This window comes from Pseudomonas sp. 22085 (assembly GCF_052045815.1).
In the GTDB taxonomy this organism is placed as follows: Bacteria; Pseudomonadota; Gammaproteobacteria; order Pseudomonadales; family Pseudomonadaceae; genus Aquipseudomonas; species Aquipseudomonas glycinae.
The window spans coordinates 191,330-207,589 of sequence record NZ_JBQEQA010000012.1 but is presented as its reverse complement, the minus strand read 5'-3'; the positions used below and the strand labels follow the sequence as shown (position 1 = coordinate 207,589).

At 62.3% G+C, this 16,260-nt stretch carries 14 protein-coding genes; 4 read left to right on the top strand and 10 right to left on the bottom strand.

Features of this window, described 5'->3' with window-relative positions; genetic code table 11:
* Positions 1-11: 11 nt before the first annotated feature.
* The 4 genes from ACTJK7_RS16945 to ACTJK7_RS16930 form a co-directional block, all read right to left on the bottom strand.
* Positions 12-3,182: an efflux RND transporter permease subunit gene (locus ACTJK7_RS16945; protein ID WP_440780500.1), complete on the bottom strand. Its 3,171-nt coding sequence runs from the start codon at positions 3,180-3,182 to the stop codon at positions 12-14.
* Positions 3,179-4,426 (bottom strand): efflux RND transporter periplasmic adaptor subunit, encoded by a 1,248-nt coding sequence (locus ACTJK7_RS16940; protein WP_323162390.1) that lies wholly within the window; start codon positions 4,424-4,426, stop codon positions 3,179-3,181. The genes ACTJK7_RS16945 and ACTJK7_RS16940 overlap by 4 nt, the downstream gene beginning before the upstream one ends.
* Entirely contained in the window at positions 4,423-5,679 is a 1,257-nt protein-coding gene (locus ACTJK7_RS16935; protein ID WP_323151888.1) for a TolC family protein, read from the bottom strand. The genes ACTJK7_RS16940 and ACTJK7_RS16935 overlap by 4 nt, the downstream gene beginning before the upstream one ends.
* Positions 5,680-5,778: 99 nt before the next feature.
* On the bottom strand, positions 5,779-6,120 hold the full coding sequence (locus ACTJK7_RS16930; protein ID WP_085703749.1) for a hypothetical protein: 342 nt from the start codon (positions 6,118-6,120) through the stop codon (positions 5,779-5,781).
* A 158-nt stretch (positions 6,121-6,278) separates the two neighbouring features.
* Here ACTJK7_RS16930 and ACTJK7_RS16925 point away from each other — a divergent pair, with 158 nt between their 5' ends.
* Positions 6,279-8,663, top strand: coding sequence for a DUF3772 domain-containing protein (locus ACTJK7_RS16925; RefSeq protein ID WP_440780501.1), 2,385 nt, complete (start codon positions 6,279-6,281; stop codon positions 8,661-8,663).
* A 42-nt stretch (positions 8,664-8,705) separates the two neighbouring features.
* Here ACTJK7_RS16925 and ACTJK7_RS16920 read toward each other — a convergent pair whose 3' ends face one another.
* From ACTJK7_RS16920 to ACTJK7_RS16910, 3 genes are all read right to left on the bottom strand, one after another.
* Positions 8,706-8,870, bottom strand: coding sequence for a DUF2986 domain-containing protein (locus ACTJK7_RS16920; protein ID WP_084776984.1), 165 nt, complete (start codon positions 8,868-8,870; stop codon positions 8,706-8,708).
* A gap of 54 nt (positions 8,871-8,924) precedes the next feature.
* Positions 8,925-9,620: a tRNA (adenine(22)-N(1))-methyltransferase gene (locus ACTJK7_RS16915; RefSeq protein ID WP_440780502.1), complete on the bottom strand. Its 696-nt coding sequence runs from the start codon at positions 9,618-9,620 to the stop codon at positions 8,925-8,927.
* Between the two features lie 116 nt (positions 9,621-9,736).
* The gene (locus ACTJK7_RS16910) at positions 9,737-10,444 is read right to left on the bottom strand and encodes a class I SAM-dependent methyltransferase (protein ID WP_440780503.1); all 708 of its coding nucleotides are present in this window, start codon (positions 10,442-10,444) and stop codon (positions 9,737-9,739) included.
* Positions 10,445-10,690: 246 nt separating this feature from the next.
* Between ACTJK7_RS16910 and ACTJK7_RS16905 the strand changes: the two genes are divergently transcribed.
* The gene (locus tag ACTJK7_RS16905) at positions 10,691-12,001 is read left to right on the top strand and encodes a PBS lyase (protein ID WP_440780504.1); all 1,311 of its coding nucleotides are present in this window, start codon (positions 10,691-10,693) and stop codon (positions 11,999-12,001) included.
* A gap of 9 nt (positions 12,002-12,010) precedes the next feature.
* On the opposite strand, the gene ACTJK7_RS16900 is transcribed toward ACTJK7_RS16905, so the two are convergent.
* Together ACTJK7_RS16900 and ACTJK7_RS16895 are read right to left on the bottom strand one after the other, a co-directional pair.
* Positions 12,011-12,607, bottom strand: a complete 597-nt coding sequence (locus tag ACTJK7_RS16900) for a LysE family translocator (protein WP_108561554.1) — start codon at positions 12,605-12,607, stop codon at positions 12,011-12,013.
* A 51-nt stretch (positions 12,608-12,658) separates the two neighbouring features.
* Positions 12,659-13,495, bottom strand: coding sequence for an AraC family transcriptional regulator (locus tag ACTJK7_RS16895; RefSeq protein WP_108561552.1), 837 nt, complete (start codon positions 13,493-13,495; stop codon positions 12,659-12,661).
* Positions 13,496-13,662: 167 nt separating this feature from the next.
* Here ACTJK7_RS16895 and ACTJK7_RS16890 point away from each other — a divergent pair, with 167 nt between their 5' ends.
* Positions 13,663-13,857 carry a PLDc N-terminal domain-containing protein gene (locus ACTJK7_RS16890; RefSeq protein WP_039773123.1) on the top strand — a complete coding sequence of 65 codons (195 nt, stop codon included), beginning with the start codon at positions 13,663-13,665 and terminating at the stop codon, positions 13,855-13,857.
* A 211-nt stretch (positions 13,858-14,068) separates the two neighbouring features.
* On the top strand, positions 14,069-15,133 hold the full coding sequence (locus ACTJK7_RS16885; RefSeq protein WP_108561550.1) for an alpha/beta fold hydrolase: 1,065 nt from the start codon (positions 14,069-14,071) through the stop codon (positions 15,131-15,133).
* A gap of 21 nt (positions 15,134-15,154) precedes the next feature.
* Here the strand turns inward: ACTJK7_RS16885 and ACTJK7_RS16880 are convergent, their stop codons facing one another.
* Positions 15,155-16,180, bottom strand: a complete 1,026-nt coding sequence (locus ACTJK7_RS16880) for a GlxA family transcriptional regulator (RefSeq protein WP_108561548.1) — start codon at positions 16,178-16,180, stop codon at positions 15,155-15,157.
* Between the last annotated feature and the right edge of the window lie 80 nt (positions 16,181-16,260).

The following is a 16,260-nucleotide window of genomic DNA, read 5'->3' as shown; positions in this document are numbered from 1 at the left end:
TCGTCGCCGGGTTACGGCTGGATGGAAGCATCGTCGCTTTGAGGTGACTTGTTTTCAGCGGGCAACCGTCGACGGCGCATCAGGCGATACGCCGCCGGTATGACAAACAGGGACAACAGCGGCGCCGTGACCATGCCGCCGACCATGGGCGCGGCGATGCGGCTCATGACTTCGCTGCCGGTGCCGCTGCCCAGCAGAATCGGCAACAGGCCGGCGATGATCACGGCCACGGTCATCGCCTTGGGGCGCACGCGTTGCACAGCGCCTTCGCGAATCGCCGCGACCAGCCCGCGTTCGGAGTGATCACCGAGTTCTTCGCGCTCGGCCCAGGCGTTCTTCAGGTAAAGCAGCATGATCACGCCGAACTCGGCCGAAACCCCGGCCAGTGCAATGAAGCCCACACCGGTCGCGACCGACAAGTTGTAGCCCAGCAAATACAGGAACCACGCACCGCCGCTCAATGCGAACGGCAACGTGGCCATGATCAGTAGCGCCTCATCGAAGCGAGCAAACGTCAGGTAGAGCAGCACGAAGATGATCAGCAGCGTGGCAGGCACTACCAGTTTCAGCCGCGCATTGGCCCGTTCCAGAAACTCGAACTGCCCCGAATAGCTCAGGCTCATACCGGGCTGCAATTTCACCTGTTCATTGACGGCGCGACGCAGATCGGCCACCACCGAAGCGATGTCCCGCCCGCGCACGTCGATGTACACCCAACCGGACGGCCGGGCATTCTCGCTCTTGAGCATCGGTGGGCCGTCCGTGACCTTGATCTTCGCCAGCATGCCGAGGGTGATCTGGCTGCCGGAAGGCGTGTAGATCGGCAATTGCTCCAGGGCGCCGGGCGAATCACGCCACTCTCGTGGATAACGGATGTTGATCGGAAACCGCGCCAGCCCTTCGATGGTTTCCCCGATGTTTTCCCCGCCAATGGCACCGGAGACGATGGATTGCACATCGCTGATGTTCAGCCCGTAGCGGCCGGCGGCGTTGCGGTCGATATCCACGTCGATGTAGCGGCCACCGGTCAGGCGCTCGGCCAGTGCCGAACTGACGCCGGGCACACCTTTGGCCACCCGCTCGACGGCCTGGGTCGCGGCGTCGATCTGGGCCAGATCGTTGCCGGCGACTTTCACGCCGATGGGACTTTTGATCCCGGTGGCGAGCATGTCGATGCGATTGCGGATCGGTGGAACCCAGATGTTGGTCAGGCCCGGCACTCGCACCACGCGATCCAGTTCTTCCACGAGTTTTTCCGGGGTCATGTCCGGACGCCATTGATCGTGGGGCTTGAATTGGATAGTGGTCTCGAACATCTCCAGCGGTGCCGGGTCGGTAGCGGTTTCCGCACGACCAGCCTTGCCGAATACATGCTCGACCTCGGGCACTGACTTGATCAGCCGATCGGTCTGCTGCAACAGTTGCGCGGCTTTTTGCGCCGACAAACCCGGCAAGGCCGAAGGCATGTAGAGCAGATCGCCCTCGTCCAGCGGCGGGAGGAATTCGCCACCGAGCCGCGAAATCGGCCAGGCAGCGCTGACAAACACCAACAGCGCCACCAGCAAAGTGAATTTCGGCCGGCGCAACACCGCATCCAGCGCCGGTTGATAAATCCGGATCAACCAGCGGTTGAGCGGATTGTGGCGCTCATCCGGAATCCGCCCGCGAATCCAGTAGCCCATCAGCACCGGTACCAGCGTCACAGAAAGTCCCGCTGCTGCTGCCATGGCGTAAGTCTTGGTAAACGCCAGCGGGCCGAACAGCCGCCCTTCCTGGGCCTGCAAGGTGAACACCGGAATGAACGATAGCGTGATGATCAGCAAACAGAAAAACAGCGCCGGCCCCACCTCCGCCGCCGCATCGGTCATCACCTGCCAATGACGCTCGCCCTTGAGCGCCTGCCCCGGATTGGCCGCGTGCCACGCTTCGATTTTCTTGTGGGCGTTCTCGATCATCACCACCGCCGCATCGACCATCGCACCAATGGCGATGGCGATCCCGCCCAACGACATGATGTTGGCGTTCAAGCCCTGATAACGCATCACGATGAAGGCGATCAGCACGCCCACCGGCAACGAAATGATCGCCACCAGCGAAGAGCGCAAATGCCAGAGGAAGATCCCGCACACCAGCGCGACGACGATGAACTCTTCGAGCAGTTTGTGGCTGAGATTTTCCACGGCGCGATCGATCAGTTTGCTGCGATCGTAGGTGGTGACGATCTCGACGCCGGACGGCAGGCTGCTTTTCATGTCATCGAGTTTGGCCTTGACCGCCGCGATGGTCTCGCGGGCGTTCTTGCCGCTGCGCAGGATTACCACGCCGCCGACGGTTTCGCCCTGGCCGTCCAGCTCGGTGATGCCCCGACGCATGTCCGGCCCGGTCTGAACCGTTGCGACATCGCCGAGAGTTACCGGCACCCCGCCAGCACCGAGCTTTAACGGGATAGCCCGAAAATCATCAAGCGTCTTCAGGTAGCCGGAAGCGCGCAAGATGAATTCGGTTTCGGCCATTTCCAGCACCGCGCCACCGGTTTCCTGATTGGCCTTGCCGATGGCTTCGCGCACCTGCGCCAGAGTGATACCCAAACTGGCCAGCCGCACCGGATCGGGCTGCACCTGATACTGCTTGACCATGCCGCCAACGGTAGCGACCTCGGCGACGTCGGGCAGGGTCTTGAGCTCGAACTTGAGGAACCAGTCCTGTAACGCCCGAAGCTGCGCCAGATCATGCCCGCCGCTACGATCCACCAGCGCGTACTGATAGATCCAGCCGACGCCGGTCGCATCCGGACCCAATCCCGGTTTGACGCCGGCAGGCAGGCGACTCTGGATCTGACTCAGGTACTCCAGCACTCGCGAGCGCGCCCAGTATTGATCGGTGCCGTCTTCGAACAGCACGTAAACGAAGCTGTCACCGAAGAACGAATAACCGCGTACGGTTTTCGCCCCCGGCACCGAGAGCATGGTGGTGGTGAGCGGATAGGTCACCTGATTCTCGACAATCTGCGGCGCCTGTCCGGGGTACGGCGTGCGGATGATCACTTGCACATCGGACAGATCCGGCAGCGCATCGATCGGTGTGTTCTGCACCGACCACACGCCCCAACCCGTGACGAACAGCGTCGCCAGCAGCACCAGAAAACGATTGGCGACGGACCAGCGAATCAGCGCGGCGATCATGGCTGGCTCCCCGAAACGCTCCCGCCCGATTCAAGCGGCTCGGCGACGATGCCCTTGAGACTGGCCTCCGAATCGAGCAGGAACTGGCCGGACGTCACGACGCTCTGCCCTTCTGCCACGCCCTCGAGGATCACCGTTCTGCCGTCGCTTTCCTGACCGAGGCGCACCTCCACCGGGCGATAGTGCCCCGCGTCTTCGGCGAGCATGACCAATGCCCGCTTGCCGGTGCGAATAACTGCCTCGCTGGGCACCGACAAACTGTCTTGCCCGGTCGATCGGTTCAACCGCACTTGCGCCGTCATCCCCGGCCGCAATCGGCCGTCGGCATTGGTCAGCTCAACCCTGACGCGCAGGGTTCGGCTGTCCGGGTTGGTGTCCGGCAGAATCGCGCTGACCGTTCCGTTGAATACTCTGCCGGGAAAGGCCGGCAGGCGTGCTTCGACGGCCTGCCCCACGGCAACCGAACCGGTCTGCGATTCCGGCACCGCCACAGCGAGCCAGACACTGTTCAGCCCGTTGACCCGCGCCAGTGTTTCACCGCTCGCCACGGTCATGCCCGCCCGCACGTCGAGTGCTTGCAGCACACCGCCCAAAGGGCTGGTAACCGTCAGTTCGGACTGCACCTTGCCGCTGCGCTCCACTTGAGCAATCAAGCTTGCTGGCATCCCGGTCAGCCGCAAGCGCTGGCGCGCCGCCGCAATGAGGTCGGCATCGCCGCTACGCCTTAGCGCCAGAAACTCGCTCTGGGCCGCCGTCCATTCCGGCACGAGAATGTCTGCCAACGCCGTGCCAGCCGTGAGCACGTCCCCCGGCGCACGGGCGTAAACCCGCTCGACAAACCCATTGGTGCGCGCCTGGATCACCGCGACATCGCGCTCGTTGAACCCCAGCACACCGCTCACATCGAGGCTTGAGGTGAAGGCGCCGCGACTGACCGGCGCCACACGCAGACCGAGGTTCTGACTCAGCCCCGGATCAATGCTGACGGTCGCACTGCCCTCCTCGCCGCTGGCGTATCGGGGCACCAGTTGCATGTCCATGAAGGGTGACTTGCCCGGTTTGTCGAACTTCTGCTGCGGGTACATCGGGTCATACCAGTACAAGGCCTTGGGCTCAGTGCTCGGCGCAGGGGCTGAAGCCGCTACTCCGTTCATTCGCTGATAGGCCAATCCGTAACCGCCACCCACGCCCACCGCCAGCGCGAGGCCGGCCAGCCACACGCCGTTCCATTGTTTACGGTTCACAGGCTGGTCTCCCCATAAGCGAAATGCAGACGCGCAGCGGTCAGCGCGCGTTGTTCTTCCATGTCGATCTGTTTGAGGCGGGCCTCGATGAGTTCGCGGCGGGCGTTGACCACCGCGTTCAAATCGCCCTGGCCGGCGCGATAACTGGCCAGGCTCAGATCGACTTTCTCTCTGGCCAGCGGCACCAGGCATTCTTCGGTGCGGCGTACGGCCCGATCGAGGCGCTGGTAATCGGCCAACTGGTTTTCCAGTTGTTCGGTGTGCTCGTGGGACAGGGCCTCGCGCTCGGCTTGCAGTTGGCTGACCTCGGCCTGTCTGGCGGCGATTTTCGGGTTCTGCCGCGTCTCGGGAAACAGCGGCAGATCCCAGGAAAACTGCACGCTGACCATGTCGCCAAACTCGCGCCCCCGGTGCTGGTAATCCACCTCCCAGCTCCAGTCGGACTTTTTCTCGGACACCGCCTCTTGCACCCTGGCCTGGGCTTCGCGGGTCATGGGCGCGAAAGCAGCGAGTTCGGGATGGTGTTGCAGTTGATGATTGAAGGTCGAGGCATCGACCGACCACACGGGCAAACCGCCTTCGGGCTTGTCGTTGGCGGCGCTGCCGATCCAGCGTTTGAGCGCGGCTCGGGCCAGGGTACGCTCGAGGGTCAGGTTGTCCTGTTGCTCGGCGAGTCGGGCCGCTTCCTGCTTCGGCGTCACCGCGTCGGCAGGTTGCGCGCGGCCACCGGCGATCTGCGCCCGGACGGTCTCGCTCAGCAGGCGATTTTCCTTGAAGAGATCCCGGAACAGCGCTTCCTTACGCTCGACCGAATAGCCGCTGATCCACGCCAGCGCTGTCGCCTGACGCACCTTCAAACGCTCGACCCTGCGCTCGGCCGCCGCGCGCTCAATAGCGGCGTCGGCAACTTCGATGCGCGCCTTGCGTTTGTCTGCGTTGGGCATCTCCTGCCGGTAACCGACCATCTGCATGGTCATGAAGTCCTGATCGACGCTCCAGCGATCCGGGCCGCCCACGGGGTAGTTCTGCAAACCGAGCAACAGCTTGGGATCGGGCAACTCGCCCGCCGGAATGGCCGCGCTGCTGGCGGCCTGGATTTTCTGATCTTGTGCGGTCAGCGACGGCGCATTGTTTTCGGCCAGCCGCAGCGCTTGATCGAGTGTCAGCGCGGCGGCGAAACCCGGCCACGCGAGCACGCTTGCCACAAGGCCGGCCACCAGAGGCCAACCCGTGCAATTGCACTTGAATGTCATGTTTACGATTCCTGTGATCGTCCACTGCGCGCGGCGAAAAACACGCGCACAGCCAAATCACTCCGCCTGGGCGGAATGAGCTTCAAGGGGAGACAGGAATCAGGTGCGGGGCGGTCGCCAGACCCCGGACGGGGCCGCTAGCGGCAGGGAATCACTGAAGAACGAATGCGTGACAGGGCTGAATACGGTAACGGGCGGCTTGAGGATCGCGACTTGCAGCAGGCCGCCGGTCTTGCACTCCTGGCCGGGTTTGCAGGGGGAGCCATGGTCGGCAGGACTCTTCATGTCCTTGCAGCAATCCATGTTCATGCCGTCCATCATCGCCATGCCCATGGTTTGCATCGGGCACGGTTCTGTCGGTGCCTGCACGCCCGCCATCCCGCTGAGGGGAAGCGCCAGGCTGATCAGGAAAACGAGACAAAACCGCAGATAGCGTTTCATGGCCGGGAGTCTAGTCGTGAAAACGGGCGCCTACAATCGGCTGCCCGGCGATCTCACCGGACACGCATTAAGCCAGGATTAGCAGCAGAAAATGATGCAGCAGGCGCCCGATCACCTAACCTCAATGTTTGTGTGATCAACCGGACTCGCCCATTCCCATGCGTAATGCATTGAAGTCATTGATGTTCGTCGCCCTGCTCGTGCTCGGTTCGGGGTTCGTGGCGGTGTCGGCCGCCGACCTGTCCGGCACAGCGGATGTCAGCACCGGCGCCCCGCTCCCCGGCGTCTCGCAAAGCGATCTGCAAGCCCTGCAACTGCGCCTCGACGGCCTCAAGCAGCAAATCTCGTCCGCCAACAATTACAACCAGCTCGAAGGCCCGCAGGATCGGGTGCAGACGTTCATTCTGGACATTGATCGACTGTCGGCGTCGCTGTTGCCGCAGCAGGCGCAACTGGCCGTGCAACTGGGCGTGCTCGGTGCCGCGCCGGCCGAAGCGGTCGCTGCCGAACAAGCCGATATCGCGGCGCAGCGGGCGACGTTGATCGAGCAAAAAACCAAAGTCGATACGGCGTTGAAGAACCTCGCCATCCTCAAGCAAAGCGCCACGGAGCTGATCACCCAGATCGCCGGTATCCGCCGCACCTTGCTCGAAAGCGAACTGACGCTCAGCACCGACAGCATTCTGAATCCCGGTTTCTGGGCTCCCCTTGTCAATCCGTCAGCGGACGACCGCCAGCGTCTGCGCTTTTTCGTCGAACAGGTGCAACAGACCGGTGCCGAAGCCTGGCAACCCGGCCAGCGTTTTTACACCGCCCTGCTGGTGGTGCTGGCCTTCGTCGTCTGGACGCTGGGCCGGCGGCTGGCCGATCGCTGGCTGGCGTGGGTGTGCATTCACCGCATGCCGGAAGGCCGGCTGCGCCGCAGTTCGCTGGCTTTCGCTTCCGCGCTGGCGACACTCGCAACCACCGCCATCGCCCTGCAATTGCTCTATTACGCCTGCACCCGTCACGTGCCGTTGCCGCCGATGCTGGCGACATTTTCCGATGAGTTCGGGAAAGTGGTTTATGCCTGCGTGCTGATCACAGGGCTCAGCCGCGCCCTGCTGTCCACCGAGCACCCGTCGTGGCGCTTGCCGGCGGTGGCTGACGAGGTGGCAAACGCGCTGCAGCCGTTTGCGCGAATCCTCGCCGCCGCGCTGTTGGTGCTGGTGACGGCGGTGCAGGTCAGCAACGCCTCCGGCATGAGCAGCCAGATCGTGCTCGCAGGCCGAGGCATCATTGCGCTGGTGGTGCTGGTCATCGTCACAACGTTGCTGATGCGCGTCGGTAAAGTGCGCAAAGTGTTGGCGGCGGCCGGGGATACGCAAGTGGCGGGCAACACCTTCGCCGGGGTGATTTACACCGTGGCCACCCTGGCCATGGTGCTGTCGTTCGGCACCCTGCTGACGGGGTATGTGTCGCTGGCGCGGTTCATCACCTACGAACTGGTGTGGGCGTTTATCGTGTTTTCCGGGTTTTACCTGCTGATGCAGTTGCTCAAGGACAGCTGCGAGTACTTCTTCTCGCCCCGCCACTCCAGCGGCAAGGCGCTGAAACAGCTGCTCGGCGTGGGTGATCGGCGTCTCGAACAGGCCTCGACCCTGCTGGCCGGTTTCGGTCGGGCTGCGCTGCTGCTGTTGGCCGTCATCACGCTGTTTGTCGGCGGGATCGGCACCACCCTGGGCCAACTGGCCAACAACATCGGCACGATCCTCGGCGGCGCTGGCCTGCGCAAACTGAACATCGTCCCCGGCCATTTGCTCAACGCGATGCTCGCGCTGCTGATCGGCATCTACCTGATCCGCGCCTTGCGCCGCTGGCTCGACAACGAGTTCCTGCCCAAGACCGATATGGACCCGGGTATGTGCGCCTCACTCAGCACGCTGTTTTCCAACATCGGTTATGCGGTGGTGATTCTGCTGACGCTGTCGTCGCTGGGCGTGCAATGGACCAACCTGGCGTGGATCGTCAGCGCCCTGTCGGTGGGCATCGGCTTCGGCTTGCAGGAGATCGTGAAGAACTTCGTCTCCGGGCTGATCCTGCTCACCGAACGGCCGGTCAAGGTCGGCGACCTGATCAGCATCAGCGGCGTCGAGGGCGACATCCGCCGGATCAACGTGCGCGCCACCGAAATCCAGCTCAGCGACCGCTCGATCGTGATCGTGCCCAACTCGCAACTGATCTCGCAGAACCTGCGCAACGTCACCCTCGGCGGCAGCGCCCAGGGCGTGGCGACGCTGGAGCTGATGTTCCCGCTGGATATCGACCCCGAACAGGTGCAGAACCTGCTGTTCGACACCTACAAAGAACACGAAACCATCCTCGAGAAACCGGCACCGTTCGTGCGTTTCAGCAAGCTGACGCCGGAAGGGATTACGTTGACGGTGACCGGGTATGTGGCCAGCCCGAGGATTGTCGGGACGACCAAGAGTGATTTGTTGTTCGAGATTCTCAAACGGCTGGGGGCGGCGGGGATTGAGCTGGCGAAGCCGCCGAGTACCTGAGGGAAAACCTGATGGGGCCTGTACCGCTGCGCGCCCGCTCGATCAGGCCTCAGGGGTGTCAGTTGACTCTGGAACCACTTCAGTCGCCAGTTTCAAACGATCCGCCTTGCTGATGTACTTCGGCTTGTTGCTCTTGGGTGCCAGTTTGGCGTTGGCCTTTCTGGATTTTTCCTTGAAGAGCTGTTGCAGTTTTTTCTGACGGTTCATGGTGTTTTTTGGCCTGCTTGAAAGTGGTTGGATGATATCAGCGTTGGGCGTGCTTCACCCCAGCACGTCAGTGATCCAGCGCACTTGCTGCGTCAGATCCTGCACCTTGCGCTCGCAAACGCCATGCCGTGCCCGCCCAAAATGAGCCAATGTCTGCTGCTTGTGCCGCAGCCGATGCTGCCACTTACTGACAAACGCCGAACTCCGCGCCTGCAACTGCAGCGGCCCGAAGTACAGTTCCTCGGCGGTATAGGAAACCGGCCCGCCCCGCTCGGCCACGATGATCTCGTAGTCGAAGCGGTTCTCCCGCAGCACTTCTTCGCAGAGGATTCGGTAGTCGTTGTCCATCAGCCATTGGCGCAGCGGTTGTTCGCCGCCGTTGGGTTGCAGGATCAGGCGCTCGCGGCCGCTGAGGCGCGCCTTGCCGGCGTCGAGAATGTCGCGGATGGTTTCGCCACCCATGCCGCAGACGGTAATTGCCGTGATCCCGTCGGCAGGATCGACAGCCATCAAGCCATTGGCCAGGCGCACGGTGATCTGCTGCTCAAGATCGTTTTCGCGCACGGTGCGTTGCGCCGAACGGAACGGCGTCTCGGCCATCTCACCCGCCACCGCCGCCGCGATCGCACCACGGCGCATCAGGGCCACCGGCAGGTAACCGTGATCCGAGCCGATATCGGCCAGCCGAGCACCGGCGGGCACGTGCGCCGCCACCCGCTCCAGGCGCATGGACAATGTCTGTTCGTTCAACCGCAACCCCTTTAACTCTGAACACCCGGCGCTGGTGGCCGGATCGGGGCGCGATTCTGGGGGGCAATGGCGGGGATTTCAAATGCGCGTGGTCGGATTCATCGCTAAGGCACCGGTCAACTCGTTTTACGCGTCAACCACGCGCCCCAGAACAGACTGCTGAAAAACCGGGTGGCCTCGCCGAACCCGGCCTCATGCAACAGCTTTTGAACCGCCGCCTCGGAATGCGGAGGATCGGCGCCCTGAAGGATTTTCCCCAGTTTGGCTTTCACCTCATCGGCGCTGGCACCGTTCTGGCGCCAGCGATGTCCCCACGCTTCCAGCAGCAATGGCTGGCTGGCATACGCGTAGTGATTGCCGGCCACGATCAGCGGAGCTCCCGGCTTCAAACGAGCCCGAATGGATTGCAGAAGCGCTCGCTTGGCGTCATCGCCTTCCAGATGATGCAGAACGCCGATCACCGTGGCGGCGTCGTAAGACTCATCGGCAGGCAAGTCATCGACCGGCCCGAGATGCAGATCCGTGCGCGCCAGCAAGTCATGCGACCGCAACTGCTCGGTCGCCGCCGCCAGCATCGGCTCGGAAGGATCCACCGCCATGAAGCGCCAGCCAGGCTCCAGACTTCCCATCGCGATGATTTCCTGGGCTGTCCCGCCTGCGCCAACCGCCAGAATCCGCGCCGAACCGGCGTTACCGAGGCTGGCCGCCAACATGCACGCGGCAAGGTCATGGCAAGCGTCATAGCCCGCCAGCGCAATGCGGCTTTGCTTGCCATATTCATTGGCGCGGGAGGTGTCGAATTTTTCAGTAGAGGAAGCGTTCAAGGTCGTTTCTCCGTGTCCTTGAAGCACCCTACGTCACGAGGATCAATAATAGAAATTCATTGATTTTATGCGGTGCATTCCTGTCGGGAATGCGGAAGACATCCCTGTGCCGTGCACGAACGAAATGACAGTTACGCCTGCGACCGCAAAATCAGTAAAGTGGCAACCCTGCACCCGGGCGACTACAGAAAGGATCAATGCGTGACATCTCCAAAGGACTGGTGGGACCGGCTCAGGAACAAACCCGTGACCGAGCACACTTGGGCGGAGCACCGGCGCAACGAAGCGCTGGAACTGCTCGCAAATGCCAATGGCAGCGGTACGTGGATAGAACTCAGCACCCACTACAACGGCTTCGTCCGGGAAGTCGCGGTGAGAGAGCTCAGTTGCGATTGCTCACCGCAGGCACTTGTAGCCCTTATAGAACGGCTCAACGATTGGGTGCCGCAGATTCGCGATCTGGCGTCGTCCGGGCTGAACAATTACCTGAATCCCGCTCAGGCGCCCGCGTTGCTGTATGCGCTGGAGTCGATCATGGCGCTGGCGGCGCGGCAGCGGGTTGACCATGCCCCCACCTACACCGCCGCACGTACTGTTCTTCAATCACCGGAAATCCGCGACGAGGTCTTCGCAAACTTTCTCACGCGGCAAGGTAAAGCCGCGCGCTACCTGTTCAGTTTGCTGCTGGAAACGGATTTCGACCCGGAGAGACTCCTGCGTAGCGCCCTGGCTCATCGGGAGTTGACCGTAAGGTTGGCTGCGGTGTCGGTCTGTCAGGATCTGCCGCCAGTGCAGGTCTCGCCTTTGCTGCTTGAGGCTCTGGCGCGGCCGGGTGCCAAGGTACGAGTCAGCATACTGCGCGCCCTCCTTCCGCTGTCTGACGATCCAGTTCACCTGCTGCGATTGGCTTTGCTCGATCCTTCGCCCGCGATTCGCAGCCTGGCGCGTTGGGCAGCACCTCGTCACGGCGTCGATGCATCTGAGGTACTGGCACAACGACTCAGCCAGGATTTCCCCACCCGCAAACGCGAATGGCTTGGCGTACTGGGTCTGGCAGCCGAGCTTGAAATCGGGCTCCAGAAGCACTGGCTTACTGAGGCGCTGAGCTCGACCTACCCCTCTGTGCGGCAGGCTGCAGTTCGCCTGCTGGGCGACGAAGATCTGCCGCTGATACTCGGGGCGTTGAGTGATCCTTCGGAAAAAGTGTACCTCGCCGCCTACGCGCTATCGGACAAGCAGCCTTGGGCCGTGCTGAATACCGGGGTCGCCACGAAACTGGATTGCGAATGGCATGACCTGCCCCCGCAACGCAGTTGGGCGATCTTGCGCTTGATGTCCCATTGGCAGCAGATCGCCTATCTGTTGAAACGACTGGAGGCAGAACCCGTAGTTGAGACATTCTGGCTGCGGCAGGTGGATCTCTGGTGCGACCGCCAGTATCAGGTTGTCGACCCGGTCACCTCAAAAGACCAGCGCAACGCGTTGGTGCAACAGCTCAGAGCGCTGGCCGCCAAAGGCCTTATTCAGAGTGACAGGGTTGCGCTGTTTATCGACTGATGTCTGAACCTAGACCAACACCGCCAACCAAGCCGACAGCAACAACAAAAACGCCAGCACGGCATTCATGCGCCGCAATGCCAGTGGCGAGCCAAAAAACCGCGCGCTGCCCACGCCCAGCAGCGCCCACGCCGTCATGCACGGCAGGCAGACCATTAGAAAAACCGCCGACAACAGCAGCATCCGCGCGCTGTCGTCGCCGTTGCCGCCAAACACACTCACCACCGCCACGGCCATCATCCACACCTTGGGGTTGATCAATTGCAGGCCGGCGGCGCCGAATACGTTGAAGCTGTTATCACCCGCTGTCGCCGAGCCCAGCGACGGCGGCGTACTGCGAAAGATCTGCCACGCCAGCCAGCTCAACCAGAGCACCCCGGCCCAGGCCATGGCCTGCTGTACTCGCGGATAACGGAGCAAGGTTTCCCCCACGCCGAGGCCGACCACCAACACCACCAGCGCCGCCGACACACAGGCACCGAAGATGATCGGCACGGTGGCTGTCAGACCGCGCCGCGAGCTGTGGCTCATCACCAGAATATTGGTCGGCCCCGGGGTGATCGAGGCGACGAAGGAAAACAGCAGAAAAGGCAACAACGATTCCATGACAGGACTCCCGAATCAAAACAGGAGGCCATGGTCGCGGTTGCGCGGGGTTCAGTCTGGAAGGTTTGAGCAGCGCTTGCGGTAATCCGCCGGCGTCAGGTGATAGGCACGGCGAAACCAGCGCCCGAGATGGCTTTGATCGGCGAAACCGAGGGCGCTGGCGACGGTGGCGGGTGTTTCGCCACGCGCCAGCAACTGGCGGGCGCGGGCCAGGCGCAACTGAATCAGATAGGCATGGGGCGCCAGTCCGAAAGCGGCCTTGAATGCACGGGTCAGTCGAAAGCGATCAACCCCGCAGGCCTCGGCCAGGTCGTCCAGCCCGATGTCTTCGAAGGCATGCGCATGCAGATAGTCCCGCGCCACCTGGGCCACCCATGGCAGGCGCGGATCGAACGGCTGGCGCTTGCGCCAGTCGAGGTGGGACGTCAGCGCACCGAGCAAGGTGTCGATGGCGGTCTGGCGCACGATGCGCAAGTCGCCTTGATGCAGGGCGTTGAAGGCCTGATTGATGGCCGTGGACAGGCGCGAATCCTGACTCAGGGTATCGGTGAATCCGAGCTGGCTGTTGTCCGGCGCATGCTCGAACAGCACGCGCAATTCGCGCTCCAGCCAGTGCGGGTCGAGGTAGAGCATGGAATAGGTGAAACCCTCCTCCGTCGGCGCGTGCCCGTCGTGGATCTCCCCCGGCTCCAGCATGAAAACCTTGCCCGGCGTACTCAGATGGCGCACGCGCCGGCAATGAAACTGCTGCACGCCCTGCTCGGTGACGCCCACCAGAAAGCTGTCATGCCAGTGTGGATCGTAGGCATGGCCCTGGAAATGGGCACGAATCGACTCGATCCCGGTGTCGGCATCCTGAGACAAGTCGATCCAGTTGCGTTTGTCCACGCAAGGCTCCGAAGGCAGTGGTTGTTCGTCAAGGACGTCTACGTTACCGCGACTTTGCCGATCGGTTTAGAACATTTGTGCACGTGAGCCAGGCAGACGATCCAGCAAATTTAATGAACCCTGAGTGCCACGGCCCGCCTAAGTCAGAGACCATCAGGAGGTAGCTCATGCAAATTGAAACCACGTGGATCGTACTGGCCGTCGTGCTTTTGCTCATCGAATTGTGGGCGATCAACCGGGTGCGCAAGAGTGAGGGAAAAGCCAGCAACAAAGGTGTCTGGATCGTATTGATCGTATTTGTGCCGCTGTTCGGGCTGATCGCCTGGGCGCTGGCCGGGCCCAAGCAGGTTACTCAGGCCTGAAAACCCAAGGCAAGCAGGAGCCCCGAACATTCGGGGCTTTTTGTTGGCCGCTGGTTTGTATCGCAGTGTGTACGAACGCCTCCCGGATACATGCCCGCGCATCAGCCAGCGGAAACGGAAACAGCGCAGATACGTGGCCAGTCTTTAATGGGCTCCAGATTCGAAGGGTTCAGTCAGAACCCGGCCCTCGCCGATCATTAGGAGACTCGCCATGAAGCACGCACCACACGCCACCGTCACCACCGGGAAAAACCGTCGTCGCCTGCTGGGCCTGTCGATTCTAGCCACCGCGCTGCTGCAATTCGGCGCCTTCGCCCAAGCACAAACCGCAGCCCCCGAGCCGGTCAAGACCGAAGCCGCCAGCGTCAAGGCCGATCTGCCCTTCGGCCCGCTCAAGCATGTGAAGGCCGGCGTGCTGGACGTGGCGTACGCCGAAACCGGCCCGGCCAATGGTCCGGTGGTGATTCTCCTGCACGGCTGGCCGTACGACATTCACAGCTACGACGACGTCGCGCCGCTGCTGGCGGCCAAGGGTTATCGGGTGCTGATGCCATACGCCCGGGGTTATGGCGACACGCATTTCCTGTCCGACAAGACCGTGCGCAACGGTCAGCCGGCGGCGCTGGCCAGTGACGTGATCGATTTCATGGATGCGCTGAAGATCAAGCAAGCTGTGCTCGGCGGCTACGACTGGGGCGCACGTTCGGCGGACATCGTGTCGGCGCTGTGGCCGGAGCGGGTCAAGGCGCTGGTGTCGGTCAGCGGTTACCTGATCGGCAATCAGGCCGCCGGCAAGAATCCGCTGCCGCCCAAGGCCGAACTGCAATGGTGGTATCAGTTCTACTTCGCCACCGACCGTGGTGAGGCGGGCTACACCAAGAACACCCATGATTTCGCCAAGCTGATCTGGCAACTGGCTTCACCGAAATGGGCCTTCGACGACGCCACCTTCGACCGCAGCGCCAAGGCGTTGCAGAACCCGGATCACGTCGCCATCACCGTGTTCAACTACCGCTGGCGTCTGGGCCTGGTGCAGGGTGAAAGCCAGTACGATGCGCTGGAACAGAAACTCGCCACCGCACCGTCGATCAGCGTGCCGACCATCACCCTGGAAGGCGATGCCAACGGCGCACCGCACCCGGCGCCCGAGGACTACGCCAAACGCTTCACCGGCAAATATCAGTTCCGCCTGATCAACGGTGGAATCGGGCACAACCTGCCGCAGGAAGACCCGAAAGCCTTCGCTCAGGCGATCATCGACGCCGATCACCTCTGAAGCGGCACGCCAGACGGCTCGTCATTTGACGAGCCGTTTTTCTTTGGACGGGCGATAACCGAAATAGGCGCTGTAGCACTTGCTGAAATGACTCGGTGACACGAATCCGCAGGCCACCAGCACGTCCACTTGAGACAGCTCGGTGTGTTGCAACAGGCGCCGGGCCTCGGTGATGCGCAGTTCCATGTAATAACGCTGCGGCGTGGTGCCGAGTTGTTCCTTGAACAACCGCTCCAGCTGACGCCGGGAGCGTCCGGCATACACCGCCAGTTGTTCAAGCTCCAACGGTTCTTCAAGATTGGCGTCCATCAGCTTCACCACTTCACGCAGCGGCGCGCTGACGCAGATGTTTTCGGTCGGTTTGATCCGCCGGTAACGCGATTCCTCGAACGCCAGAATGTCTTCGATGCCTTCGACCAGCGCCTTGTCGTGCAGGCCCTTGATCCAGTCCAGGGCCATGTGAAACGCGCCGGACGGACTGGACGCGGTCAGCCGGTCGCGGTCGATCACGTAGGGTTCGCTGCTGACCTGGGTTGCCTTGGAAATCTCCGCCAGCGCCGGCCGATGCTCCGGGTGAATTGCACAGCGGTAGCCTTCCAGCACCCCTGCCCGGCCCAGGAACCACGCGCCGTTCCACAACCCGGCCAGTATCACGCCGGCCTCGGCGGCCATTTTCAGCAGATTGATGAACTCGTCGCTCGCCTTCAGTTCCGTGCGGTAACCGCCGCAGATCACCAGCAGATCCAGTTCCTGCAACACGCCGGTTTCCAGACGCGAGTCCGGGCGGATCACCAGCCCCAGATCGCTGATCACTTCGCCGTCGCTCAGGCCGAAGGTGCGCGTGGAAAACAGACCGGGGCGCAGCAGATTGGCGGTGACAAGAGTGTCCAGCGCCTGAGTGAAGGCCGGCAGGGAAAAATGCTCCAGCAGCACGAACCCGGTGCGGGTCATGCGTCCCGGCCCGCTGGCGGGCTCGTTCAGGTAGCGAAGGTTCTTGCCCTTCATGCCACCGCTGAATTGGCGTCGTTCGATCAAGGTGGGGTCCATCGTTTCGTTGTTATGGCGCCATGCTAACTGGCGCCGCAGCAAATTACTCGCAAACGACGCAAGCACCCATCCAGAGATCG